This window comes from Levilactobacillus acidifarinae DSM 19394 = JCM 15949 (genome assembly GCF_001434835.1).
Classification (GTDB): domain Bacteria; phylum Bacillota; class Bacilli; order Lactobacillales; family Lactobacillaceae; genus Levilactobacillus; species Levilactobacillus acidifarinae.
In genome coordinates this window covers 302,456-324,165 of record NZ_AZDV01000026.1, presented here as the reverse complement: position 1 = coordinate 324,165, position 21,710 = coordinate 302,456, and the positions used below count along the sequence as shown (strand labels likewise).

Annotated in this window: 23 protein-coding genes and 1 riboswitch; of the genes, 10 read left to right on the top strand and 13 right to left on the bottom strand. The window is 52.2% G+C overall.

Annotation, left to right across the window (positions count from 1 at the left end; genetic code table 11):
* Positions 1–6: 6 nt before the first annotated feature.
* From FD25_RS09255 to FD25_RS09245, 3 genes are read right to left on the bottom strand one after another with little or no spacing between them, the layout of a single operon-like run.
* Complete coding sequence (locus tag FD25_RS09255; protein ID WP_057803540.1) at positions 7–1,287, bottom strand: homoserine dehydrogenase; 1,281 nt, start codon at positions 1,285–1,287, stop codon at positions 7–9.
* Positions 1,288–1,303: 16 nt separating this feature from the next.
* Entirely contained in the window at positions 1,304–2,590 is a 1,287-nt protein-coding gene (locus FD25_RS09250; protein WP_057803538.1) for an O-acetylhomoserine aminocarboxypropyltransferase/cysteine synthase family protein, read from the bottom strand.
* A gap of 2 nt (positions 2,591–2,592) precedes the next feature.
* Positions 2,593–3,462 carry a homoserine O-acetyltransferase/O-succinyltransferase family protein gene (locus FD25_RS09245; RefSeq protein ID WP_057803535.1) on the bottom strand — a complete coding sequence of 290 codons (870 nt, stop codon included), beginning with the start codon at positions 3,460–3,462 and terminating at the stop codon, positions 2,593–2,595.
* A gap of 661 nt (positions 3,463–4,123) precedes the next feature.
* Here FD25_RS09245 and FD25_RS09240 point away from each other — a divergent pair.
* A complete protein-coding gene (locus FD25_RS09240; protein ID WP_057803533.1) occupies positions 4,124–4,309 on the top strand; it encodes a hypothetical protein in 186 nt (61 codons plus the stop codon).
* Between the two features lie 190 nt (positions 4,310–4,499).
* Here FD25_RS09240 and FD25_RS09235 read toward each other — a convergent pair whose 3' ends face one another.
* On the bottom strand, positions 4,500–5,366 hold the full coding sequence (locus FD25_RS09235) for an alpha/beta hydrolase (RefSeq protein ID WP_057804303.1): 867 nt from the start codon (positions 5,364–5,366) through the stop codon (positions 4,500–4,502).
* Between the two features lie 219 nt (positions 5,367–5,585).
* Between FD25_RS09235 and FD25_RS09230 the strand changes: the two genes are divergently transcribed.
* Positions 5,586–5,807, top strand: coding sequence for a hypothetical protein (locus FD25_RS09230; RefSeq protein WP_057803531.1), 222 nt, complete (start codon positions 5,586–5,588; stop codon positions 5,805–5,807).
* A 109-nt stretch (positions 5,808–5,916) separates the two neighbouring features.
* Here the strand turns inward: FD25_RS09230 and FD25_RS09225 are convergent, their stop codons facing one another.
* On the bottom strand, positions 5,917–6,768 hold the full coding sequence (locus tag FD25_RS09225) for a GRP family sugar transporter (RefSeq protein ID WP_057803529.1): 852 nt from the start codon (positions 6,766–6,768) through the stop codon (positions 5,917–5,919).
* Positions 6,769–7,059: 291 nt separating this feature from the next.
* On the opposite strand from FD25_RS09225, the gene FD25_RS09220 reads away from it, so the two are divergent.
* The 4 genes from FD25_RS09220 (at position 7,060) to FD25_RS09205 (ending at position 10,352) form a co-directional block, all read left to right on the top strand.
* Entirely contained in the window at positions 7,060–7,833 is a 774-nt protein-coding gene (locus FD25_RS09220) for a DeoR/GlpR family DNA-binding transcription regulator (RefSeq protein ID WP_057803527.1), read from the top strand.
* Positions 7,826–8,440 (top strand): NUDIX hydrolase N-terminal domain-containing protein, encoded by a 615-nt coding sequence (locus FD25_RS09215; RefSeq protein ID WP_057803525.1) that lies wholly within the window; start codon positions 7,826–7,828, stop codon positions 8,438–8,440. Before FD25_RS09220 ends, FD25_RS09215 begins: the two co-directional genes overlap by 8 nt.
* A 202-nt stretch (positions 8,441–8,642) precedes the next feature.
* Positions 8,643–9,164, top strand: a complete 522-nt coding sequence (locus FD25_RS09210; RefSeq protein ID WP_057803523.1) for a VanZ family protein — start codon at positions 8,643–8,645, stop codon at positions 9,162–9,164.
* 129 nt (positions 9,165–9,293) lie between these two features.
* Complete coding sequence (locus tag FD25_RS09205) at positions 9,294–10,352, top strand: AI-2E family transporter (RefSeq protein ID WP_057803522.1); 1,059 nt, start codon at positions 9,294–9,296, stop codon at positions 10,350–10,352.
* 66 nt (positions 10,353–10,418) lie between these two features.
* Here FD25_RS09205 and FD25_RS09200 read toward each other — a convergent pair whose 3' ends face one another.
* Both FD25_RS09200 and FD25_RS09195 read right to left on the bottom strand, forming a co-directional pair.
* A complete protein-coding gene (locus FD25_RS09200; protein WP_057803520.1) occupies positions 10,419–10,850 on the bottom strand; it encodes a GtrA family protein in 432 nt (143 codons plus the stop codon).
* A 362-nt stretch (positions 10,851–11,212) separates the two neighbouring features.
* Complete coding sequence (locus tag FD25_RS09195; protein WP_057803518.1) at positions 11,213–11,752, bottom strand: folate family ECF transporter S component; 540 nt, start codon at positions 11,750–11,752, stop codon at positions 11,213–11,215.
* Positions 11,753–11,785: 33 nt separating this feature from the next.
* Positions 11,786–11,883: riboswitch (THF riboswitch) on the bottom strand.
* A gap of 283 nt (positions 11,884–12,166) precedes the next feature.
* Between FD25_RS09195 and FD25_RS09190 the strand changes: the two genes are divergently transcribed.
* The 3 genes from FD25_RS09190 (at position 12,167) to FD25_RS09180 (ending at position 13,107) form a co-directional block, all read left to right on the top strand.
* Positions 12,167–12,478, top strand: a complete 312-nt coding sequence (locus tag FD25_RS09190; protein ID WP_057803516.1) for a type II toxin-antitoxin system RelB/DinJ family antitoxin — start codon at positions 12,167–12,169, stop codon at positions 12,476–12,478.
* A complete protein-coding gene (locus FD25_RS09185; protein ID WP_057803514.1) occupies positions 12,465–12,728 on the top strand; it encodes a hypothetical protein in 264 nt (87 codons plus the stop codon). The genes FD25_RS09190 and FD25_RS09185 overlap by 14 nt, the downstream gene beginning before the upstream one ends.
* A 64-nt stretch (positions 12,729–12,792) precedes the next feature.
* On the top strand, positions 12,793–13,107 hold the full coding sequence (locus FD25_RS09180) for a type II toxin-antitoxin system Phd/YefM family antitoxin (protein ID WP_057803512.1): 315 nt from the start codon (positions 12,793–12,795) through the stop codon (positions 13,105–13,107).
* Positions 13,108–13,319: 212 nt separating this feature from the next.
* Here the strand turns inward: FD25_RS09180 and FD25_RS09175 are convergent, their stop codons facing one another.
* From FD25_RS09175 to FD25_RS09145, 6 genes are all read right to left on the bottom strand, one after another.
* Positions 13,320–13,670 (bottom strand): hypothetical protein, encoded by a 351-nt coding sequence (locus FD25_RS09175; RefSeq protein ID WP_146999879.1) that lies wholly within the window; start codon positions 13,668–13,670, stop codon positions 13,320–13,322.
* 899 nt (positions 13,671–14,569) lie between these two features.
* Positions 14,570–14,992, bottom strand: coding sequence for a hypothetical protein (locus FD25_RS09165; protein ID WP_057803506.1), 423 nt, complete (start codon positions 14,990–14,992; stop codon positions 14,570–14,572).
* An 851-nt stretch (positions 14,993–15,843) separates the two neighbouring features.
* Positions 15,844–16,710, bottom strand: a complete 867-nt coding sequence (locus FD25_RS09160; RefSeq protein WP_057803504.1) for a DegV family protein — start codon at positions 16,708–16,710, stop codon at positions 15,844–15,846.
* 61 nt (positions 16,711–16,771) lie between these two features.
* Positions 16,772–18,019, bottom strand: coding sequence for an MFS transporter (locus FD25_RS09155; RefSeq protein ID WP_057803502.1), 1,248 nt, complete (start codon positions 18,017–18,019; stop codon positions 16,772–16,774).
* On the bottom strand, positions 18,006–19,274 hold the full coding sequence (locus FD25_RS09150) for an alkaline phosphatase family protein (RefSeq protein WP_057803501.1): 1,269 nt from the start codon (positions 19,272–19,274) through the stop codon (positions 18,006–18,008). Before FD25_RS09150 ends, FD25_RS09155 begins: the two co-directional genes overlap by 14 nt.
* A gap of 49 nt (positions 19,275–19,323) precedes the next feature.
* Positions 19,324–19,755: a MarR family winged helix-turn-helix transcriptional regulator gene (locus FD25_RS09145; RefSeq protein WP_057803499.1), complete on the bottom strand. Its 432-nt coding sequence runs from the start codon at positions 19,753–19,755 to the stop codon at positions 19,324–19,326.
* Between the two features lie 191 nt (positions 19,756–19,946).
* On the opposite strand from FD25_RS09145, the gene FD25_RS09140 reads away from it, so the two are divergent.
* A complete protein-coding gene (locus FD25_RS09140) occupies positions 19,947–21,665 on the top strand; it encodes an NFACT RNA binding domain-containing protein (protein WP_057803497.1) in 1,719 nt (572 codons plus the stop codon).
* Positions 21,666–21,710: the final 45 nt, after the last annotated feature.

The following is a 21,710-nucleotide window of genomic DNA, read 5'->3' as shown; positions in this document are numbered from 1 at the left end:
TAAGGGTTACCCCAACGCCGCTCGCGCCACGGTCACTGGTTGCGCGGTTACCTCCGGCCACTGCACCGTTTCGGCAATCGGGATGAGCTTAAGGTCTTCCGTGGCTTGCAGGATACGCACCTGCTGGGGGTTCAAGACGTCGGTTTGATACACGCCCGCCGTAATCGGGGTTAAAACCAGCTGGTTAGTCGCCGCGTAGCATTGTAAGTCGACCGGGGCCAGATCACTAAATAACAGGTAGGCTTGGGGCAACGTTGCCAGGTTGGTCACCGGTAACCGCCGAGCCGGGGCACTCAACGCCGTACCGCGTATGCCCTGTTGGAGCCGCCGCGTAGCGACCAAGACGTCGTTTAAAACGCTGTTGGCCGTGGCCGTACTGCCGGCGCCGGGCCCCGTATACAAGCTTTCGCCGATGGCCTGGCTGCGGATGGCCACCCCGTTTTGCACGCCCTGGACTTGACTTAAGATTTGGCCCGTCGGCACCGCGACCGGGGCCACCCGGCAGTACAGATGGTCGCCCGCCCGTTGTGCTTGGGCCAAAAGCTTTAGTTGCCAACCATGGCGGGCGGCCACTTGACACTGGGCGGCCGTCACGGTGGTAATGCCGACCGGATGGATCTGCTCACGGGTCAGGGGCTGGCCGAACGCGAGTTGACCTAAAATCATCAACTTATAGGTGGTATCCAGGCCACTGACGTCGTTGGTTGGGTCGCTTTCCGCGTACCCCGCCCGTTGCGCCGCCGTCAGCGCCTGGTCGTAGGACTGCCCCGCCGTCATGGCGCTTAAGATGTAGTTCGCCGTTCCGTTTAAGATCCCCGTTACGGCCTGCACGGTATCGGTGGCGTAACTGTCCGTTAAGGTCCGCAAGATGGGGATGCCCCCGGCGACACTGGCCTCGTAAAATAGGTCGCAGTGTTCCCGGCGCGCCAGCGCAATCAATTCCTGGCCAGCCGTCGCAATCAGATCCTTATTGGCGGTGATCACGGATTTACCGTGGGTCAGTGCCGCCACGATGGCCCGTTTGGCTGTAGTTAACGTGCCCATCACTTCAATCACCAGCTGAATCTGGGGATCCGCCACCACGGCGGTGATGGAATCGGTCAGATGCGTTTCCGGCGGTAAGGGGACTTGCCGGGCGCGGGTCAGATGGGCCACGGCCACCTTGGTGAGCTGTAAATGAATCCCCTGGGTGGTTTCAATCGTGGTCACGGCTTGTGGCCAGCGGGTAATCACCCCACTACCCACGGTGCCCAGTCCCAACATGCCAACTTGAATGGTCGTGGTCATTGGTTAACGCTCCTTTCTAAATTTTATCGAGGGCCTGTTTCAGGTCCGCGATGAGATCATCGACGTTTTCGACCCCCACGGAGATCCGAATCAAGTCGGGGGTCACGCCGGCCGCTAAGAGTTCTTGTTCGTTCAACTGCGCGTGGGTCGTCGAAGCCGGGTGAATGATCAGGGACTTGGCGTCCGCCACGTTAGCCAGCAAGGAGAAGAGTTGGAGGTGTTCGATCAACGCCTTGCCCGCCGCTTCGCCCCCGGTCAGGCCCAACGTAAAGATGGAGCCGACCCCGTGGGGAAAGTATTTCGTGGCCAGATCGTGGTACTTACTGTCCGGTAGTTCAGGGTAGTTGATCCAAGCGACCTTTGGGTGGTCGTTTAAAAAGGCCACAATCTTGCGGGTATTTTCCACGTGCCGTTCGACCCGTAAGGACAACGATTCGAGTCCTTGCAAAAGTAAGAAGGAGTTAAACGGACTGATGGTCGCCCCGGTGTCGCGTAACGTTTCGGCCCGCACCTTGGTGGTAAAGGCGCCACCCCCCAAGTCGGCAAAGACTAAACCGTTATATTGCGGGTCCGGTTGGGTAAATTCGGGGTACTTGCCGCTGGCCTTCCAGTCAAACTTGCCACCTTCGACGATCACGCCACCCATCGTGGTCCCGTGACCCCCGATGAACTTCGTGGCGGAGTGGACCACCACGTCGGCGCCGTGTTCCAGCGGCCGCACCAGGTACGGGGTGCCGAAGGTGTTGTCGACGATGAAGATGATGTGGTGTTTGTGGGCGATGGCGCCAATGGCTTCAAAGTCCACCAGGTTAATGTCGGGGTTGCCGATACTTTCGACGTAGAGGGCCTTGGTGTGCTCGTTGATCTGGTCCTCAAAATTCTGCGGGTCGTCGGAGTCCACGAAGTGCGTGGTGATGCCCAACTTCTTTAACGTCACGTTGAACAGGTCGTAGGTCCCACCGTAGAGGGTCTTAGCCGAGACGATTTCATCCCCCTGTTGGGCAATGTTTAAAATAGCGGCGGTGATCGCGGCTGATCCGGTGGCTAACGTTACCCCGGCCGTCCCGTGCTCTAGCGCGGCGACCCGTTTGTCGACCACGTCGGTCGTGGGGTTGGTTAAACGCGTGTAGATGTTGCCGGCGTCGGTCAGTGCGAAGCGTCCGGCGGCCTGCTTGGCGTCCTTGAAAACGTAGGACGTGGTTTGGTAAATCGGCACGGCTCGGGAGCCGGTCTCGTCGACCGTTTGCCCGGCGTGGACCTGTAACGTTTCAAAGTGGTAGTTTTCTGGATTAGTTTCTGTCATGATTAAAGACCTACTTTCGTTAAAGTTAAACTGGTTAACCAGTTTTGATAGAACCGCCGACTGGCATCCGGCCAGCTATAGTTCACGGCGGTTGAAGCGGGAGACTTGAAATAGTGTTGAGGGACCGGCACGGCAAGTTGTTTGCGCCGATCGCGCCGGTACTCGCGCGCCAAGGTATCCGCGGTGTACTCGGGATGCCCCGTCACGTAGACGGCTCGCTGGTTGGGCGCCGTTAAGACCAACGGCCCGACCTCGGCGTTAGCGGCGACCACCTGCAGGTCAGCCGGTAACGTCGCCGGTAAGTCCAACGCCGTGTGCCGGGACTGGGGCATCTTCAACAGTCCCCCCGCACTTAAGCCGCTCATCAGTTGCGCGTGCTCATCAACGGTCGTGGCCGCGTAGATCCCGAAGGCCTTTTGCGGCAGGTCGTACTTGGGAATGTCGAAGTCTTGGTACAAGCCCGCCTGTGCCGCCCAGCATTCGTAGAGGGTCTGGCTGGCGTGGCGGTGGGTCCAGTCGCTGATGGCCACGAACTCGTGCCAGTAATCCACGTCTTCAAACGGTAATTGTTCGACGGGTGCCCCGGTGATGATCACCCCGTCGAAGGATTGGTCCACCACCTGGTCGATCGACACGTAGTTTGCGACGATGGCCGCCCGGGAAACGGTTTTGAAGTGGTGGCGCGTCGGGTACATGAAGGTGACCGCCACGTCCTGATCGACCGCCGCAAAGCGTTGAAGAAATTGTCGTTCCGTCTCCAGCTTGGTGGGCATCAGGTTTAAGATTAAAATTTGAAGCGGGTCGGTCTGTAACTCGTCATCGATCCATTGGTGTTGGGCTTTGAGCAGCCCGTTCGTTGCGATTACCGTCATGTGCTGACTTCCTTTCAATTAAATTCCGCCAAAGAAAAAAGCTTTCGACCATTAGTCTCTAATCATTAGAAACTAACGGACGAAAGCTTTCGCGTTACCACCGTAATTTACGACTACCTCGCGATAGCCGTCTCGACAAGTACCCCGGGATTCCCCGGGAGACTCCGCAAGATATCGGTTGCCTCCGCACCCGTAGCCTTGCGACCCGGGTCATGACTCCAAGCTCATCTTCGCGCGGCTGACGATTGCTTCTCTCACCAAATCAAAGCTCTCTGGAAATCGTCGGCGTTGCTACTCTTCTCTTCAACGTCTTTAATCGTTTTTTAATTTAAAACTAATCTACCACCAGTTTTTATTAGTGTCAACTCATTTTCTGAAAAAAGTTAATTGCCGTCGCGTTCAACTAACGTGGCGCAGACGTGCTCATTCCCGTTGAGCCGCCGATTCGGTGCTTACCGTGTGTTCCTCCGGTCGGTTGCAGTTAAATTATGGGACCGGGGCGTTTTATTAAGTCATTTTTAATTTTTAAATCATGTGAAGTTTTTGTACGAGTCATTTCTGGCGTTGCCGATTTTGCGCATGATTTAAGCTTGAAATTTTAGCGTGTTATAATTGGTTCATAGAAGTTTTTCATTAATTGAATCTCCAGGAGGTCATGAAAATGCTTGACACTCGCTTTGATCAAGAAATCTTCAACTGGGCTCTCAAACAAGATCTTGAAGATTTACGGTTGGCTGTCGTAAACGAAAGTGATTCAAAAAAACAAGACGTTTACGCTGCTTTATATAACTATGCCTTGGCCAAGAAACAAGATAGCTTGATTCAACGCAAGGACTTCATTCGCTGATGGATCAGCCAAGATATATTTTAATTGCGGGAGTGAACGGTGCTGGAAAATTCAGTTTATATGAATTGCAGCCCCACATCTTTAGCCTATAGAAAACTGGTTTCTGATGAAGATATTCTAAAATGGCCCCCTAGGACTGGATACTAAATCTAATCTTAGGGGACCATTTTAAATGTCTGTTTTAGAGCCCTTACTTTTGCCACAAGAACTTGATCAATAACCGGTTAACCTGCGCGTTATCGTGCAACTTACTGTGTTGGGCGTTGGGACCCACAATTCGGTGTTCCTGATACGACTGGGCCCGGTTAGCCACCAGATAACGTAATGACTTGGACGACGCGTTGCTGACCCGACCGTCCGAATGGGTGCCGTTGTTCAGGTCCCCGTAAATGTTTAAGACCCGGGCCTGGCGCGGATAACGTTGCCGCAGCGCTAATAATTGCTGGTAGTCGCGATCCATCTTGGTGGGTTTGCCCGCCGCCGTTAGTTTCATCTGGTTGGGTTCGTCGTTCATTCCCAGGATCCCGTTAAAGTGTCCGGCAATGTCGACCTGCCGTTGAAGTTGGGGTAAATGGCTATTCTGCGCGTTTTTCAACAGGTAAAAGGCCATGGCCATGTTGCCCATCGAGTGGCCGACCAGGTTGAAACGGGTAATGTGATAGGTTTTCTGCAACCCGGTAATCACGTTCTTGGCCCAGTCGGCCGTGGTGTGGTAGTCCCCGTCGCGGTTGGCTGTGAACTGCACCGCGACGATGGGGTGATAATCCCCGGCCTTAAACCGCCCGCGCCAACTGACGTGTCCATTTTTGGCCACGGTGGCGTGCAACACAGTGTGGGTAACACCGGCCTTCTGTGCCGCACGAATCATCGGCATCTCGGCGTTGGCACTACTGCCGTACCCGTGAAAGAATAGTGTTGGGACGTATTTGGCCCCGTCAAGCTTGGTGGCACTGGCTTGTGGTCCCGTTTTGCCGCGGGCGCCACAGCCCCCTAAGATGAGTAAAACTAGCATACTGATACCGATCCAGAAACGTCGGCTCGATAACTGGCGTAACATCGTTTCCATCGCTCCCCTAATCAATGACCAGAACTAGTCATTAATAAATTTAATTTTAGTATACGGCGAATTTCCCCAGGCGTCACGGCGAAACCTCCCAGTCGCGTGATGGGCGTGAATTCTGAAAAACTCTCAGCCAAATTTCAGCTGGTCCCCCGTGAAAGCCCGCGGATTAGCGGGTATGCTAGGGTCATGTTAAACGATTTAGGGGGAATTCACATGAAAGATACGTTAACTTTAATCGGCCTGACCTTACTACTGGTGGCCCTACTCAGCATTGTGCTGCTAAACTACTTAATTTATCCAATCATCTTTTTACTCATCGCCGTGCCGTGCTACTTCGGCGAGATTGCCTGGTCACTCTGGCACCGGGCCCGGGTGGCTAAGGCCGCCCAACAAGCGGCACCCACGTCGCACCCGTCAACGTCCTTACAAAATTAATTACACCGCCAGCTGGGTTGCCGTCAGGGCACCTGACTGACGGTGTTTTCACGCAACCAGCTGATAATTTCTCAGAAATCGCACGTTAGCCCAGGCCCCTCACACACGCTTAGAGGGTGGCTGTTAAAATACTACCCACCACGATTAAAATCAGACCACTTACGGTCAATCGTAATTCCCGCGGGCTTTTCCGTTCGTGCAAGATGAAGATGGCCCCTAAGGTGGAGACGACCACGCTTAGCTGGGTAATCACGAAGACCGTGGCGATGCCGGCCGCCTGGGCCGCAAAAATGTAAGCCAGTGACGACAAGCCAAAGACCAAACCAATCAGGCCGTTGCCCCAACTGGCCGGTTCCGTGAAGGCACGGCCCTTGGTTTGCCAAAGCGTGTAGACTAACGCCCCGATAAAGATGCCGAGCATCTCAGGGAAAAACAGGTGGATTCCCGCAGCGTGAATCGTCTTGGGAAGGGCACTGTAAGCCCAATACCCAAGCGTGGTGGGCACTAAGATGGCCAACCCAGAGACTAACGAGGACTGCCCCGTTGTGCGGGTGTCCGTGATTGCGGTCAATGCGACGCCGGCCACCACCAGTACGATGGCGACGGTCCCCAATAATCGGGCCATGGTCCCCGCCCATTCCCCGAAGATCAGAACTCCGATTAACGACGTTCCCACGATTTGTAATCCCGTGGAGATCGGCATGGTCCGGGTCACCCCGATACGGGTGAAGGCCACGAACTGACCCACTTCGCCCCAGGCCCAGAGAAATCCCGCAGCAAAGCTTAGCCAAAAGTTCAGGCCGTGGACGCTTCCCGCAAAGAGACCCACCATTAGTCCGACCGCGACGGCGCCCATTCCGGTGCCCAGAACCTGATTGGTGGGACTCCCACCCACCTTGCGTGCGATGAGGGGTTGAACTCCCCACCCCAGTGCTGGAATCAATGCCAATAAGATGCCCATAATCGACTCATCCTTTCCGCGGCGCAACCAGTGACCGGTGGCGCAATTGTGCTAGTTAGTGATACCGACTCTCGACTTTCAAGTCCACTTTAAAACACCCCTGACCGATCCCCAATGAAGGCGGGGTCAAAATCGACACAAAAGAAACCTGCCAAATTAACGACCCGTTAAGTTGGCAGGTTTTTTGGCTGACCCGTTTAGTGCTGGTTCAGGGCAGTGCGTCTTTAATTTTAAGGCAAAATAAGCTATTATATATTAAACACTTATATTAATGCAAAAGGAGACCGTACCATGACGCAAAAAGCCCGACTAGCGCAAATTTTAACGCAATTAAACCAGAAGCAAACCCTTAGCTTACACGACATTATGGTCTTGACTGGGACCTCGCGCGATACCGCGCGGCGCGACATCATCAAGTTGGCCGATAGCCAATTAGTCGAACGCAATTACGGCGGCATCAGCCTGCCGAATACGTTTAGCAAGCTTGACCAGTACCTCGACCGGCAAAACGACCTGCTGCCCATCAAACGGGCGTTGGCCCGACGAGCCAGTGCCCTGTTGACCGGGCAGCGGTTCTTGTTTCTTGACGTGTCATCGACGGTGACCTGTCTGCCCCAGTACCTGACCGCCAACGACGCCGGGCTCCTAGTCACCAACTCACTCGACGTGGCCGACCAAGCCCTGCGGCACGCCACCTACCGCACGCGGATTCTCGGTGGGTCCCTCAACGCCGAACAACGGTGTGTCCAGGGGGCCGATAGCTTGCTGGCCCTCACCAAGTTTCATTTCGATACGGCGGTTCTAAGTTGTGCGGGCATCACGGCCGCCGGGGTGTATTACGCCTACGAAGACGACATCGCCTTAAAGGCCGCCCTACGGCAACAGAGTACCCACTTGATGTTGCTGGTGGACCACACCAAGGTCAACGTGACCCACAACTTCAGACTCTTTGCCCCTAGTGATTTCGACACCATCGTGACCGACCAACCGCTGCCCGCCGACCTGACGACGCAGATTCCGGCGGACCGGTTGGTGGTCCTTGAAGGAGAAACTAATCATGACTGACGACCTCTTAACCACTCAACGCAACATGCTGGCCCTGATTCAAAGCGGCTTAGCGTTTACCAAGGATCCGTTCGACCGGGATCGCTACCAAAAACTCCAAGCCTTCCTGCTCCAACAGATGGCCCTCAATCCCCGGTTAAACGCGGCTCAATTAAAAACGGCATTGGCTCAGGACCCCGGATACGTCACGCCCAAGGTGGACGTACGGGCCTTTATCGTTAAGGAACGCCAAGTGCTGTTGGTGCAAGACGTGCCCACGCAGACCTGGGCACTGCCCGGTGGTTACGCGGACGTCGGCTATTCCCCCCGCGAAAACGTGCAACGCGAGGTTCGTGAGGAAACCGGGCTGGCCGTGCGAGTCCGCGGCCTGCTGCACATTTTTGACACGGCCCAACGCCCCGACATTCCCCAGGTTGCCCAGTTTTATAAGTTAGTCTTTGACTGCGAGCCGCTGGACGGGCACTTCGAACCGAACATGGAGGTCGACCGAATCGGCTACTTCGATTTAGCTGCGCTCCCGCCGTTATCGTTGAACCGAACCACGCCGGAACAGTTAGCGACGTTGACCCAGTTACACCGGACGCAGGCGTTCAGTTCGACCGATTAGGGTCGTGGTTAACGCTTCCCGGCTACCGCTAAATTCCCGTAAAAGTGTGATGTTTCTTTGATCATGACCTTGTGATTTTATTAAGCCGCCAAAGAAATGCTAAAGACCGGTCCCAAATGGTTCTCTTCCGTCGCCGTTCGCGCTACTATGAGAAACATATTCAGTTACCCGCTGATCTCAACTCACAAACGGAGGTGGTTATATGCGCTGGGAACCTTTACTCATCATTTTACTAATGGCCAGTCTAAGTGGCCTGGTCATCCTCACCACGGTGGTCAATCGTCAGCACCGCTGGTTTGCCTTAATCACCTTAGGCTACTTAACCAGTTTGGCCGCGATTGTGTTCACCCCCTTAGCCTTTACCGGCACGGCCGTTTACATCATGCCGCCGGGCACGGGACGCGTGAACCTGACCCAACTCGACTTGTTTAACCTGGGCTTTGCCGAAAATATCTTAATGACTCTGCCACTCGGCCTGCTAGTCAAATGGCTGTGGCCCCGCCTGCCGCTCATCGGCGTGACCCTCTTCGGGTTCTTCGTCGGCGGCAGCATCGAAACCATGCAATACGTTCTGTCCCACCACTGGTTGATCAACCGGAGTAGCGACATCAACGACGTCTTGGCTAACATGCTGGGAGTCTTAGTGGGCGGCGCCTTAGTCGCGTTGTTCTACCATTTCAGCCCGGTTCGTCGGCACAAGCTAACCGCCGCGCAGGCCAGTTAGCGACCCTTCTTTGCCACAACTCTCTAAAGCCCCGCCGACAGTTTAGTCGACGGGGCTTTTAGCTCGGTTGCAATCCACCGGTCGCCAGCGTAAACTCAACTTATTACCTGCTTTGGAGAGGATGTTTGCATGTTACCTAGTTTAAAACGCGCCTGGCAAAACCCGCTAACCGCCTATTACCTCGCGCTAGTCTTACTGATCATGATTGCGTGGTTCGCCCGGGGATTCTTATCGCTGGCCTTGTTCACGATAATCTTTATTTATCTGGCCAACGCCGCCGTCATGGGAATTGAACGTCATCTGCACTTAGGGCACCTACTCGCCACCCTCCTGGTCTACCTGATTTTTCTAGGCATCCTGGTGGCGGCCTTCGCCCAGATCATTCCCCCATTGGTCAGTGAAGTGGAAAACCTGCCGCACGCGGTCGACCAGTTGATTCAGACCTACCCGCAACTGGAAACGTCGGCTAAAAAACTGATTAAAAATCTAACGCAAAACGCGTCGGTCATCAGTAACAGTAAGACCCTCTTCACTTCCGGCATCGGGAAACTCTCTCGGTTAAGTTCCGGGGTTGAAACCATCGTGTTGGCCTTCTTCTTTAGTTTTATCTTCAACCTGACCAAGGCCCAGCTCCAACGCTTCGTTCACGCCTTTACCAAGAGTCGGTTTGCCAAGTTGTTCGTGCCAATGGGCGACTTAATTCTCAGCTTCGTGCAGATTTTTGGGACCGTCATTGAAACCCAACTATTGATTTGTTCCATTAACACCGTCTTGATGGTCTTAGGCCTTTGGATTCTGCACATGCCGAGCCTGTTAATTTTAGGGATCGCCGTGTTCTTCTTGGGTTTGATTCCGGTCGCCGGGGTCTTGATTTCCCTGATTCCGTTAACCATCATCGCCTTTGTGACTGGCGGCGTCCTGCGGGTCTTAGAGGTCATTGCCCTCGTCATCTTAGTGCACTTGTTCGAATCCTACTTCCTGCACCCCCGGTTGATGGCCAACGCCACCAACCTGCCGATCTTCGTGACTTTCATCACCCTGATTGTCAGCGAGCAAATTTTCGGCACCTGGGGTCTGATCGTCGGCGTACCGCTGGTGGCCTTCTTCCTGAAAGTCTTCGACGTCCAGCTGGTAACGCCTAAACGCCCACCGCATCACCCTAAAAAAACCAATCCGACTGTCGAATAAATAAAAAAATCCCGTTAACCACCAACCTGTTCGGTCGGTGGTTAACGGGATTTTAACGTCTAAGTTTTAATTTTTCGCGGCAGCCTTGGTCTTGCGAAAGACGAACCACTTACTGAAGAAGTAGTTGGCTAAGACCACGACGACTTGGTCGACCAACTTGGTCAGCATTTCGTTTTGCATGAGTAAGGAAACCCCAATCCACATAATGCCTTCGTCCATTACCAGGGTTAAGGCCCGCACGGAGAAGAACGACACGATTTCGCGGCCTAATGCGCGCATGGTCGTAAAGTGGGAGTGAAAGACCCAGACCCGGTTGGTCAGATACGCAAACAGCACGGAGACGAACCAAGCGACGGCCGTCCCGATTTGGTAGTTCCAATGCCACAGGCTAGCCGTCATAAAGAAGACCACCAGGTTCACTAAGGTGGTCAGCCCTCCGAAAACCAAATAGGCGATAACGTCCTTATATTGGGCATATAGTTGTGCGATACGTTTCATTTTGCGTCTCCCCCTGAACATAGAATCCGGTCATTAATTATCCTAGTCCGTTATACCCAACTCTGAGCCGAATCACAAGTTAAGGCGTCGGGATACTAGAAAAACTTAAAGGTTGGATAGGCCACTGACCTACCCACTAAGGTCGTTATTAACCAGTGTATCATACGCCAGCCGCCCCGGCCTGACCTTAATGACTGGGTTAGGTATTGGTGCCAGTTTTGGGGATGTGACGGAAGCGGTGGTGTGTTTTTTAAATTAAAGTTAAAGTAATTTTATTAATTGTTATTAAATACTCCCTACCGACTAAAAAAACCGTAACCGGCGCCTTCTGGCAGCTATAGTTACGGCTAAACTTTATTGAGTTAGGCTTTCGTTTTTAAGCGGTGTTCCAGGTTTTGAACCACGTGACTCTTCAGAACCACGGCCAACAGCACGATTTGAATTGGCGTGGTCACGGCCTCTTTCATTAAACGCACGGGTAAAATGCCCCAAAGTGGCGTGTGGTACATGATCACCAGCCACTCCGAATTTAAGCCGATGTTGACCAGCACGACCACCAGTAGTTGCGCCACGATAATGCGCCACCACGTGATCGGTTGCCGGTAGAAGAACAGCGCGTAGATTAAAGAACCCACGATGGCCGAGATGGTAAACCCGACGAAGTACGGGCCTCCGGTCATCAGCGTTCCCACGATATCTACCAAGGCCGCCGTCATCATCCCCCACCACGGGCCAAACCACTTAGCTAGAAGTGCGGCCACCAAGAAGGTGAAACTCAAGCGCATAAACTGATTACTGATGGCAAACCGGCTAACTACCAGTTGTAATGCCATTAGTAACCCCATCGTGACCATACTCAACGTATCCAGCTTCGGCAGCTGGGTTCTTGCCATTGTCTTCATTTCAGACATCTCCTAAGGGAGTTGCCACATCACTGCGGCCAATGCGGCAATAGGATCGCGGGCCACCTGCCCTTCGTCCGGTGTTCACATTGCGTTCCACCAGCACTTAACGCCCTATTGCCTACTCCGTAAATTTTAATTACGAAGACTAGCATACCATATTTTGGCAGTATTACTAGCCCAATTGCTTATTTAAATTATTATAACGACACGTTTTCACGCTAGTTTCATTTTACACAATGTAAAATGGTCTGGGCAGTCACAGCTGTCGCTTTTCCGCTCAAACTTCCCGGACCTCGTCAGAACCATCGGCGTTAAGCTTGACTTGATTCATTTGAGGGCTTGAATGTCGTGTAAAAATCATCGAAACGGCATACAATAGCACTACTAAGAAACCAGAAAGGAGCAATTAACATGTCAACTAAACGTCCCCATGAATCGGCAACTAAATCCCAAAAGATTCAAGTCACTGTCGATCGTTCTTTGGCCGACAAAACTGAGGCGATTTTCAGTCAACTGGGGCTGTCCCCGTCAACCGCCATCACCATGTTTCTAAAACAAGTCGCCGTTACCGGCAGCATCCCCTTCAACGTCACGTTGACTGAACGGCAGAAAGCCGCGCTAAACCTCCAAGCGGCCCTCAAGCAAGCCGATCGACCAATCAACGACCTGAGTACACCGGAGGGTTATCGACGCTGGGAAGCGGACGAAAATGACGACTATTGAACCGGAGAACATTGCTTATGGTCACGCTAGTTTCGCATCTCACTCAGCCAAGCCAGATAAGCGGCGACTTGAACCTCGACTTGCTCAAGAGATCTTCGATTGGGCCCGCAAACAGGATCTGGAAGAGTTGCGTTTGGCCGTTGTAAACGAATCAGATTCTAAAACACAAGACGTTTACGCCGCCCTATATCACTATGTGCTGGCTAAGAAACAAGATGCCTTGATTCAACGAAAGGATTTTATTCGTTGAAAACTCAGTCAAGCTAAGTCATCCCAAAGTAGCAATATATTATGTGTCTAAAGGAGCTTAGAATATGAGAATCTTAGAGGTCCCGACAAGTACCCTTAGCGAACTCAAACGGTCACCCCAGAATGTTTTTGATCAAGCCCAAGCTGCTAAGGCTGGCATTTACATTTTCAATCGAAAGACCCCCGTCGGCGTGGTTCTGTCAGTCGTCGACTATGAAGACCTGGTTAAAGAAAACAAAGCGCTGCAAGCTCAACTTCTCGAATTAAAAACCTTAGCACGTCAGAATCACGTAGAACCCACTTTTACTGATAAACAGGTTCGAGGTAAGTCCTTAGCAAATTCAAAACCGAAGATTGACCCTAATGATGGCTGGGAGTAGGTCATGACCATTTAATATCTAGCGTTGGCAAACGTGAAAACAAAAAAGTTTATCATTTAGCCGAACACTGAATCAAAAAGTTGCCATCCAAAAAACGAAGCTAAACCAGTAAAAATAGGCTCCCAGTTAAAGGGGCCCATTTTTTAAAATTATTTTGTTTAGTATTGATGATGACCGGGTTTGAAACGGGTGTAGTTAACGGCCACGCCGCCTTACTCTACAAAAAGTACTTTATGTTTCTTACCGTTGACTTTACGAGACTTGATTTTTAATAAGGGCGCATCCCTCTTACCAATTGCATAACCACGGTTACCCATCTTTCTAACAATCACTTGGGAACCCGTTTGGTTATTAGCTGTAAAGCCCTTAAGCGAAAATTCCATGGCATGCTTGGTGATTTTTAGTTTATCAACCTTATGTAACCCCGCATAATAGTGATACCAGGTCCCCCGTAAGGAACTGGGGATGGTTTGTGACGCCGCTTGAGCAGGCGTTACGAACCCTATGGATAAGACCGACAAGATGGTGATAAAGACTAAGACTAATTTCAATGATTTACGCATTTTCCCTAGCAATTATATTTTTCTAGAATTATCTTATCCCTAGAATTATATTACCAAATCTGCTATAAGTGGGAAGCTTTTGCAACTTCATTGTGTTTAAAAATAATCTAAAGCCATTTTTTAACTCACTTCACTTTATCCACGCTTTACACAGCCGATTATATTGAGCATGGCTAATACGATGCGATGTCGATGTAAATTGATTATGAAGAACCTTGGTACTGCGATAGCTATTACGAGAGATTTTATATACAAAGATTGGATAGTTACCCCTGATTCCATCATAAATTTCTGTGTGGTAATACGTATGCGGTTCCTCGCCCGTTGACCACTCAGCTTTAATGACAACAGGACGATTACCTTTATGAGGATAATTGGCTACGCTTATTACTTTGTGTTTCGTCACATGGACAACGTCATCTCCGTCCCTCCAATACCCTTGCAAAATCTTGGGAGCTGCTTTCAATTTTTGCGTTGTTTTAGTACTAACTGGCTTTGTCGGTGTGTTCAGTCGATAATACCTCGCCCAGCTATTATAAATTTGTAAAAATTTGGCATGGCTGATTCGGTGATGTCCAGTCATATCGTACGGTGCACCTGAATTTTTTGTATGAAATCTGTTGTGAGAAATGTGATAAAAATATCGGGTTCGTAGCCCTTACTAATATAAGTCACTTTATGTTTGGCTATATGCTCGATAAAAGAACCATGGCCATAGTCATCTTGCCAGTATCCACGTAAAATCTTAGGCGCCGTCCTTAACCTTTTAGACGAACTGGCGCTAGTTAACCCTCCGCTTATCTGGGTAGCCGGTACAGCCAATAACAACGTCAATGAAGTTAGCGTTAACGATTTTTTAAACATGTTTCCCTCCGGTTCATAACAACTAAAATGCAAAATTAAGCGCGATTTTTCGCCCACGTTTTACAAAGGTGTTTAAATTTTGCATGACTGATTCGATGAAAGGTCACACCGGCGCCTTGATGAGTTGCGATTATTGAATGAAATTTATTATGCGAGGCTTGAAAAATATAAATTGGTAAAGTAGCAATTTCTTGCTTATATAAAAATGTATGAGCAACGTCACCTTTAGACCACTTAGTCTTATATTCATATGGTTGAAAGCCTTTGGTGATATAAATAACCCGATTTCCTTTAAATGCTTCAAGACCATAACGCGTTTCCCAATAGCCACGTAACAATTTAGGAGCACTGCGTAGTGATTGGCTAGGCTTAGTACTTGCTGAAGCATCGTTTATTTGAATAGCTGAGGCAGCTAATAACAACGTCAATGAAGTTAGCGCTAACGATTTTTTAAACATAATTTTCCTCCAACAGAATCAACAGAATCGATTTTAAGAAAAAGGACGGGCCAGATGAACACGAAGACTGTTTAGACTGGCGGCCGACCCGCGATGATACTGATAGTGGTATTCATAACGTGACCGGTAAGGGTATTGACCCCCGGAAACCTTGAGTTGGCCATGTCGCTTTACGATCCAACCATATTGGATATTTTGTCCAAAAGTCGAATGTGGGCTTCCAAACATGTAACGTAATTTGTATCTTCCGTGACCCAGATTCTTGTATGTGACCTGACTTTCACGATACGGTATCGCCTGGTAATTTTGAAAGCAGATTTGATGAGCCCGAACATAGTAGTAGCCGAAGCTCAATTTACTTTTATGATAAATCCAATGACCGCGGATAGCCTTCGGGGTCCCCGAGTGCCAGGTAGCTGCGTGCGCGGTCGTGGTACCACCAAAACTGGCCAAAGCTAGTACCGTTATCAACATGAATTTTCGACGTTTCAACATCGTTTACCTCCAATTAGAGATGTTAGCTTGGTTAGAACGACCTTAGTATACGACCACCAAAAGTTAATTGTAATATTTAAGCATTACAATTTAATTTATAGGCAAGAATCAGAATACTTGTAGCTGAATAAGGTTGCTATCAGCCGAAAGCTAAAACGCTTACCCGGCAAATTTATAATTCAGGTACATCAAATCAGGAAGTCTATCCCTTGGCCGAACGACGACCCGTACAAAACTTCCCTTTCCAAGAAACAAAACCGATAGCGGCGCCCAAACAATAGCAAAAAGCAAAAAGGACATCCCCAAATCGAGAATGTCCTTCCTGCTTTTATCGAATTCACTGGATTAATCAATACTTAAGCGCGTTCGTAGTCCTTAATCCAGGCTAACGCCAACGCCTTTTCCCCCAAATGTGCCCCAATGACTGGTCCAAAATAGGAACGCTCTACGGGAATATCGGGGTACTGCTGGGTAATTTTGGCCGCCCAGGCCGCCCCGCCGTCGGGATCGTTGGCGTCAATCACCAACGCCTTTAACGGGTAATCGACCTTAGCTTGGGCCTCAACGAAGAGGTCCTCGACCCGTGCTAGGGCCTTCTTGCGGGACCGCACCTTTTCAAAGGCCACGATTTCGTGAGTCTTGTCATCAAAGGTCAGTAACGGCTTGATGCGTAAGACACTGCCAATAAAGGCCGAAGCGTTGGACAACCGGCCACCACGGACCAGGTTCTGCAGGTCGTCGACCACGAAGTATTCCCCGATGGTTGACCGTAAATCGTCCAGCCGGGCAATAATGTCTTCGGGCGTCGCGCCCTTGGCCGCCATGCGTGACGCTTCGATGGCTAAGTAGCCCATCAGTTTAACCGTAATTTGTGAATCGTAAGGAATCACCCGGATGTTATCAATCGTGGGTGCTAAGTTCTTTAATTGGTTCACGAAGCCCGAAATCGTGCTGGCTAAGTGAATACTAATCACCGTATCGTAACCTTCATCCGCCAATTGGTTGTAGAGATTGATCATCTCACCCAACGGGGGCTGCGAGGTACTGGGGAATGACTTGGAATTACGCAGCCAGTCATAAAATTCCTCAGTGGTGATATCGACGCCTTCATCGTAGGAACGGCCGTCAATGATCACCGGAATCGGAACGACGTGAATATTGTATCGTTTCGCCTCTTCTGCGGACAAATAGCTGGTACTATCGGTGACCACAGCAATCTTCATGTTCTTACACCTACTTTTACTTTCGTTTATCCCCTAGAATACCATAAAACCTATACGAGGACTAGGAATTGTCCGCCGTCAGCTTGGGCAGCGCCAGAAAAATGGCTAATCCGGCTAAAAATAATAGCGATAACGAGGCCGCCCCGATTCGGGATTGACCGGTCAGTTGTGTGACCACCCCAACCAAAATGGGCCCTAACACGGCAGAAAACTTCCCCAAAATGTTGTAAAAACCGAAGAACTCACTGGACTGTTCCTTGGGGACCAAGCGGCCAAAGTACGACCGGGAGAGCGCCTGAATGCCTCCCTGGCTAGTCCCAACTAGGATGGCCAACAACCAGAAGTCGTTGACCGTGTGCAGGTGTAAGGCGTCCACACAGATAATCAGGTAAACCACGATCGCCAGCAGAATTCCCGTTCGGGTGCTGGTCTTTTGGGCCAACCAACCGTAAAAGATGGAGCACGGAAACGCCACCAGTTGAACGGCCAGTAACACCATGATCAACGTGGTGCTGGTGATCCCGATGTCTAGCCCAATCGACGTGGCCATGGTAAAGATGGTGTCGACCCCGTCGATATAGCAGAAGTACGCCACCAAGAACCACGCCAGGCCCCGGTGTTGTCGCAAATGCCGCACGGTCTGCCAGACCCGCGTCCAACTCTGCCGCAAGGGCGCCGGCGTGGCGGATAAGGCGTGCCGCTGGTGAACGTTTTTGAGTAACGGGACAAAGAAGATCACCCACCAGATGGCGGCTAAAACGAAGCCCCAGCGGGCCACCGCCGTACTCGATAACTGACCAAAGCCGTGGGTAAACTGGAGAATCATAAATAGAATAAAGGCTAACACGCCCCCCAGATACCCAAAACCGTAGCCCACGCTCGAGATCTGATCCATTTGTCGATCGTCACTGACGTCGGTCAAGAAGCTGTCGTAAAACAGGTTACCACCAGAGTACCCCAGCACCGACAACACGTAGATCACCAGGAGCCACTGCCACTGTCTGGGCGGTAAGATGGCTAACCCCAACGTCATGACCATGCCTAACGTGGTGAACCCCGTTAAGAGGCGTTTCTTAAACCCGGGATAATCGGCCAGCGCCCCCAGAAACGGGGCCAAAATGGCGACTAGTAACGTCCCTAGACTGTTGGCGTACCCCCAAAAGGCCGTCGCGTTAGCCGCGGTCACCCCGTTGGCCTGCGCCACGCCCTTGAAGTAGATTGGTAAAACGGCCGTGGTGACGATGATCCCGTACCCGGAGTTGGCCCAGTCGTAGAAGACCCAACTCCACTGTTCTTTAGTCAGCTTCATGGTGGACCCCCTTCAACGCCGCGACCAGGACGTGGCCCGGTAACGGATCGGGGAAGTGGACCCCAAGCAGTTGCGCAAATGTCGGTGCTTCGTCGACCAGGTCAGCGTCGTCAATCGTTTGTCCTTCCTTGATGGCCGGTCCGGATAAGACTAACGTGGTGCGGTAGTCCGGCTTGTCCGGGTCGTACCCGTGGACCCCGTGATAACGGTCCGGTTGCCCCAGGCTGGCCGGATCAACGGTCTCCACCACGGCCGGTCGGTTGGTTTCGTCGGTAAAGTAGTAACCGGCCTTGGCTTCGACCAGCCACTGGCACTGCGGGTCGGCCCCCCGTTGCGCCGCTTCGGCCCCACTGTAAACCGCCTGCACACCCGGGGTCTCCTCCAGTAAGGCCCGTAAGTGCTGGCCGTCGGCGAAGTTGCGGGTGTACACGTAGGTGCACCCGTCACAGGACTTGGCCCAGACGTGCCAGTCGTTTTTGACCGTGCCTGCCTTGGTCGGCGTTAACCAGCCCCGTTGCGCAAAGGCTTGGTTTAAATGGATCATGTGATCGACATTGATTTGGTAGTGGTCGCCCAATACCGCGAAGTTGGTCTCACCAAAGGTGCCCGCCGCAATCGTGGCATCGATCAACTTCCCGACCCGTGCGTCCAAGCGTTTCAACGCCGCTAGCGCCTCGGTCGACCGAACCCCGTAACGGTGGCGCATGCTATCCATGTCGACCAGGTGAATCAGCGTCAAAGCCGGGCGCTTGTGGTAAAGCGTGTCGACCGCACAAGCGGTGATAAAGTCGTCGAGTTCGGGTTGTTGAATCCCGTGACGCAGGTGCCCATATTTCTGGTTCATCCGCAGCAGGAAGGCCGGGCTGCTGGCCTTCAGCGAGACCAGCACCTGGTTGGTCCAAATCCGATTGGGGAAGATCTCGGCCAGGTTATAGCTAATCCGACTGCCCGCGGTGACCGGCCATAAAAAAGCCGCCGTCTTGCGGTGTTGTTGGCGCACCAGGTCGTATAGTGTCGGGACCTTGACGCTGCGTTGGTACCAGTACCAGTCCGGTGAGCGCCGCTGCGGTTGTAACTTGGTATTGTTGATGATGCCGTGTTCGCGCGGGTACTGGCCCGTAATGATGGTGGTGTGGGACGGGTAGGTTAGCGTGGGGTAAATGCCCCGCACCCGCTTGACCCGCGTCCCGGTGACCACCAACCGTCGTAAGTTCGGCAGTTCATCGAGATGCTCATCGAGATCCCGACTACCCATGGCGTCTAACGAAATGACGACTAATCGTTGCTGAATATGACTTCACTCCTTACTTCACAGACATGGTCCGTTGCCGATCCATGCTCTTGGCTAACCGGTTCAATAAGATTTGTAATAAGTTGCGTTCGTCGACCGACCAGTGTTCAAAGACCTGATCCGCCAACGCTTCAAAGGCGGTGTTGATGGCCGCGGCGGTCTCGGTTCCCGCGGCGGTAATGGTGTACACCAGCTGGCGTTTGTCCCGCCCGATGGCTTCTTTAGTGACCATCTCCTTAGCCACCAACCCCTTGAGCTGGCGACTTAACGTCGAGGTGTCCAAGCGGGTCTGTTGGGCAAGGATTTCTTGGGTGTTGGCCCCCTCACCAATTTGGTCCAAAAGTTGCCACTCCGACACCGTTAAATGGTGTTGTTTGGCCATCCGTTGCAGCAGGGTCTGCTGCGCCTTGGTGACCGTCATTAAGGCTGCTAGACTGGATTTCAACTGTCCTCACTCCTTTGATTGCATTATACAACGGATTTGTTGACCGTCACAAGCACTAATTCGGTCGGAAGTGGGGAAACTTTTTGGCGAGGAAACTTCTTTGCGCTTTACCCCGACAATCGCTATACTTTAAGATGTATTGCTTTTTTGACGTTTCATCTATAACCAACTATCTAGAAAGGTGTGATTCGATGTCCTTTGATGGGTCCTTTACCCACGCCATGGTGCACGAGCTTCAACAGACCGTGACCACCGGCCGGGTCAGCAAAATTAACCAACCCTACGCCAACGAAGTGGTCCTGACCATTCGGGCTAACGGGCATAACCACCCGATTCTGCTCTCGGCGAACCCGACCTACGCGCGGATTCAAGTCACCGAGATTCCCTACGTCAATCCGCCGGTTCCGACCAACTTTACCATGATCCTGCGGAAATACTTGCAGGGCGCCATCTTAAAGGGCGTCACGCAAGCCGCCAACGACCGGGTAGTCCACCTGGTCTTCACCGCCCGCAACGAATTGGGCGACCAGCAAGAACTCCACCTGATCGTTGAAATTATGGCCCGGCACAGTAACGTCATCCTGGTCGATCAGGCCAGTGGCAAGATTCTCGACGCCATCAAACACGTCGGCTCCGACCAAAACCGTTACCGGCTCCTCTTACCCGGCGCGCAGTACATCACGCCGCCCAAGCAAGACCTCACCGATCCCTTTACCGGACCACGTCCCGACCTGGCGACCACCATTCGAGAATTTCCGAACCGCGACGTCCTCGCCGGCACCCTGCAACATCAGTATCAGGGGTTAGGCAAGGATACCGCCGCCGCCCTGGCCAGTGCCTTACACCAGGCCGGTGATGCCAACGCTAACTTCACGACGTTCTTCGCCCGCTTCGATGACCCGCAACCCACGTTAACCGTGTCACCGAAGGGTAAGACCAGTTTCACGGCCTTCCCGTACCCAACCGAGGGTCAGCAACAGGCTGCCGCGACGCTGAGTGAACTCCTCGACACCTACTACCAAGACAAGGCCGAACGGGACCGCGTGCAACAACAAGGTAGCGTCCTGATTCGGGTGGTGCGTAACGAACTCAAGAAGAACCGCAACAAGCTTAAAAAGCTCCAGCGGACCTTAGCCGAAACGGAAAACGCCGACGAGTACCGGGTCAAGGGTGAAATTTTGACCACCTACCTGTACCAGGTGAAGCGCGGTGACACAACTGTGACACTGCCAAACTTCTACGACGCCGAAAAGCCGCTGAAGATTGCCCTGTCGAACCAGTTATCACCCAACCAAAACGCGCAAAAGTACTTCAAGCGCTACCAAAAAGCCAAAAACGCGGTCAGTTACGTGACCACGCAGATCGAGCAGACCCAAGCCAACGTCGACTACTTCGACAACATCATGGCCCAGATCGAGCTCGCCGCGCCCAAGGACCTGATCGATATTCGTTTGGAACTGCAACAAGGCGGTTACCTGCGCGACCACGATCACCAGAAAAAGGCCAAGAAGCGTCGTAAGCAACAGATCAGTAAGCCCGACCAGTTCACGGCGAGCGACGGCACCAAGATCTCCGTGGGCAAGAACAACCTGCAAAACGACAAGTTGACCTTGCACACCGCCAAGCGCACCGACATCTGGTTGCACGTCAAGGACATGCCGGGGTCTCACGTGATCGTCCACGACGCCGATCCGAGCGAACAGACGATTCTAGAGGCCGCCAACCTGGCCGCCTACTTCAGTAAGGCCCGCGCATCCAGTACCGTGCCGGTGGATTACGTGCCGGTTAAACGAATCCATAAGCCTAACGGAGCCAAGCCGGGGTTTGTGATCTTCACCGGACAAAAAACGGTCTTCGTGACGCCCGAAAGTACGCTGGTCGACCAATTAACGGCGAATAACCAAAAGTAAATTATCCAGCCAATACAAAAGGCGCCAGCTCGTAAATCCATGAGT

Excerpts from the sequence above, each read along its gene's own strand:
- FD25_RS09255 (WP_057803540.1), bottom strand. The coding sequence starts at position 1,287 with ATGACCACGACCATTCAAGTTGGCATGTTGGGACTGGGCACCGTGGGT.
- FD25_RS09250 (WP_057803538.1), bottom strand. The coding sequence starts at position 2,590 with ATGACAGAAACTAATCCAGAAAACTACCACTTTGAAACGTTACAGGTC.
- FD25_RS09245 (WP_057803535.1), bottom strand. The coding sequence starts at position 3,462 with ATGACGGTAATCGCAACGAACGGGCTGCTCAAAGCCCAACACCAATGG.
- FD25_RS09240 (WP_057803533.1), top strand. The coding sequence starts at position 4,124 with ATGCTTGACACTCGCTTTGATCAAGAAATCTTCAACTGGGCTCTCAAA.
- FD25_RS09235 (WP_057804303.1), bottom strand. The coding sequence starts at position 5,366 with ATGTTACGCCAGTTATCGAGCCGACGTTTCTGGATCGGTATCAGTATG.
- FD25_RS09230 (WP_057803531.1), top strand. The coding sequence starts at position 5,586 with ATGAAAGATACGTTAACTTTAATCGGCCTGACCTTACTACTGGTGGCC.
- FD25_RS09225 (WP_057803529.1), bottom strand. The coding sequence starts at position 6,768 with ATGGGCATCTTATTGGCATTGATTCCAGCACTGGGGTGGGGAGTTCAA.
- FD25_RS09220 (WP_057803527.1), top strand. The coding sequence starts at position 7,060 with ATGACGCAAAAAGCCCGACTAGCGCAAATTTTAACGCAATTAAACCAG.
- FD25_RS09215 (WP_057803525.1), top strand. The coding sequence starts at position 7,826 with ATGACTGACGACCTCTTAACCACTCAACGCAACATGCTGGCCCTGATT.
- FD25_RS09210 (WP_057803523.1), top strand. The coding sequence starts at position 8,643 with ATGCGCTGGGAACCTTTACTCATCATTTTACTAATGGCCAGTCTAAGT.
- FD25_RS09205 (WP_057803522.1), top strand. The coding sequence starts at position 9,294 with ATGTTACCTAGTTTAAAACGCGCCTGGCAAAACCCGCTAACCGCCTAT.
- FD25_RS09200 (WP_057803520.1), bottom strand. The coding sequence starts at position 10,850 with ATGAAACGTATCGCACAACTATATGCCCAATATAAGGACGTTATCGCC.
- FD25_RS09195 (WP_057803518.1), bottom strand. The coding sequence starts at position 11,752 with ATGAAGACAATGGCAAGAACCCAGCTGCCGAAGCTGGATACGTTGAGT.
- FD25_RS09190 (WP_057803516.1), top strand. The coding sequence starts at position 12,167 with ATGTCAACTAAACGTCCCCATGAATCGGCAACTAAATCCCAAAAGATT.
- FD25_RS09185 (WP_057803514.1), top strand. The coding sequence starts at position 12,465 with ATGACGACTATTGAACCGGAGAACATTGCTTATGGTCACGCTAGTTTC.
- FD25_RS09180 (WP_057803512.1), top strand. The coding sequence starts at position 12,793 with ATGAGAATCTTAGAGGTCCCGACAAGTACCCTTAGCGAACTCAAACGG.
- FD25_RS09175 (WP_146999879.1), bottom strand. The coding sequence starts at position 13,670 with ATGCGTAAATCATTGAAATTAGTCTTAGTCTTTATCACCATCTTGTCG.
- FD25_RS09165 (WP_057803506.1), bottom strand. The coding sequence starts at position 14,992 with ATGTTTAAAAAATCGTTAGCGCTAACTTCATTGACGTTGTTATTAGCT.
- FD25_RS09160 (WP_057803504.1), bottom strand. The coding sequence starts at position 16,710 with ATGAAGATTGCTGTGGTCACCGATAGTACCAGCTATTTGTCCGCAGAA.
- FD25_RS09155 (WP_057803502.1), bottom strand. The coding sequence starts at position 18,019 with ATGAAGCTGACTAAAGAACAGTGGAGTTGGGTCTTCTACGACTGGGCC.
- FD25_RS09150 (WP_057803501.1), bottom strand. The coding sequence starts at position 19,274 with ATGGGTAGTCGGGATCTCGATGAGCATCTCGATGAACTGCCGAACTTA.
- FD25_RS09140 (WP_057803497.1), top strand. The coding sequence starts at position 19,947 with ATGTCCTTTGATGGGTCCTTTACCCACGCCATGGTGCACGAGCTTCAA.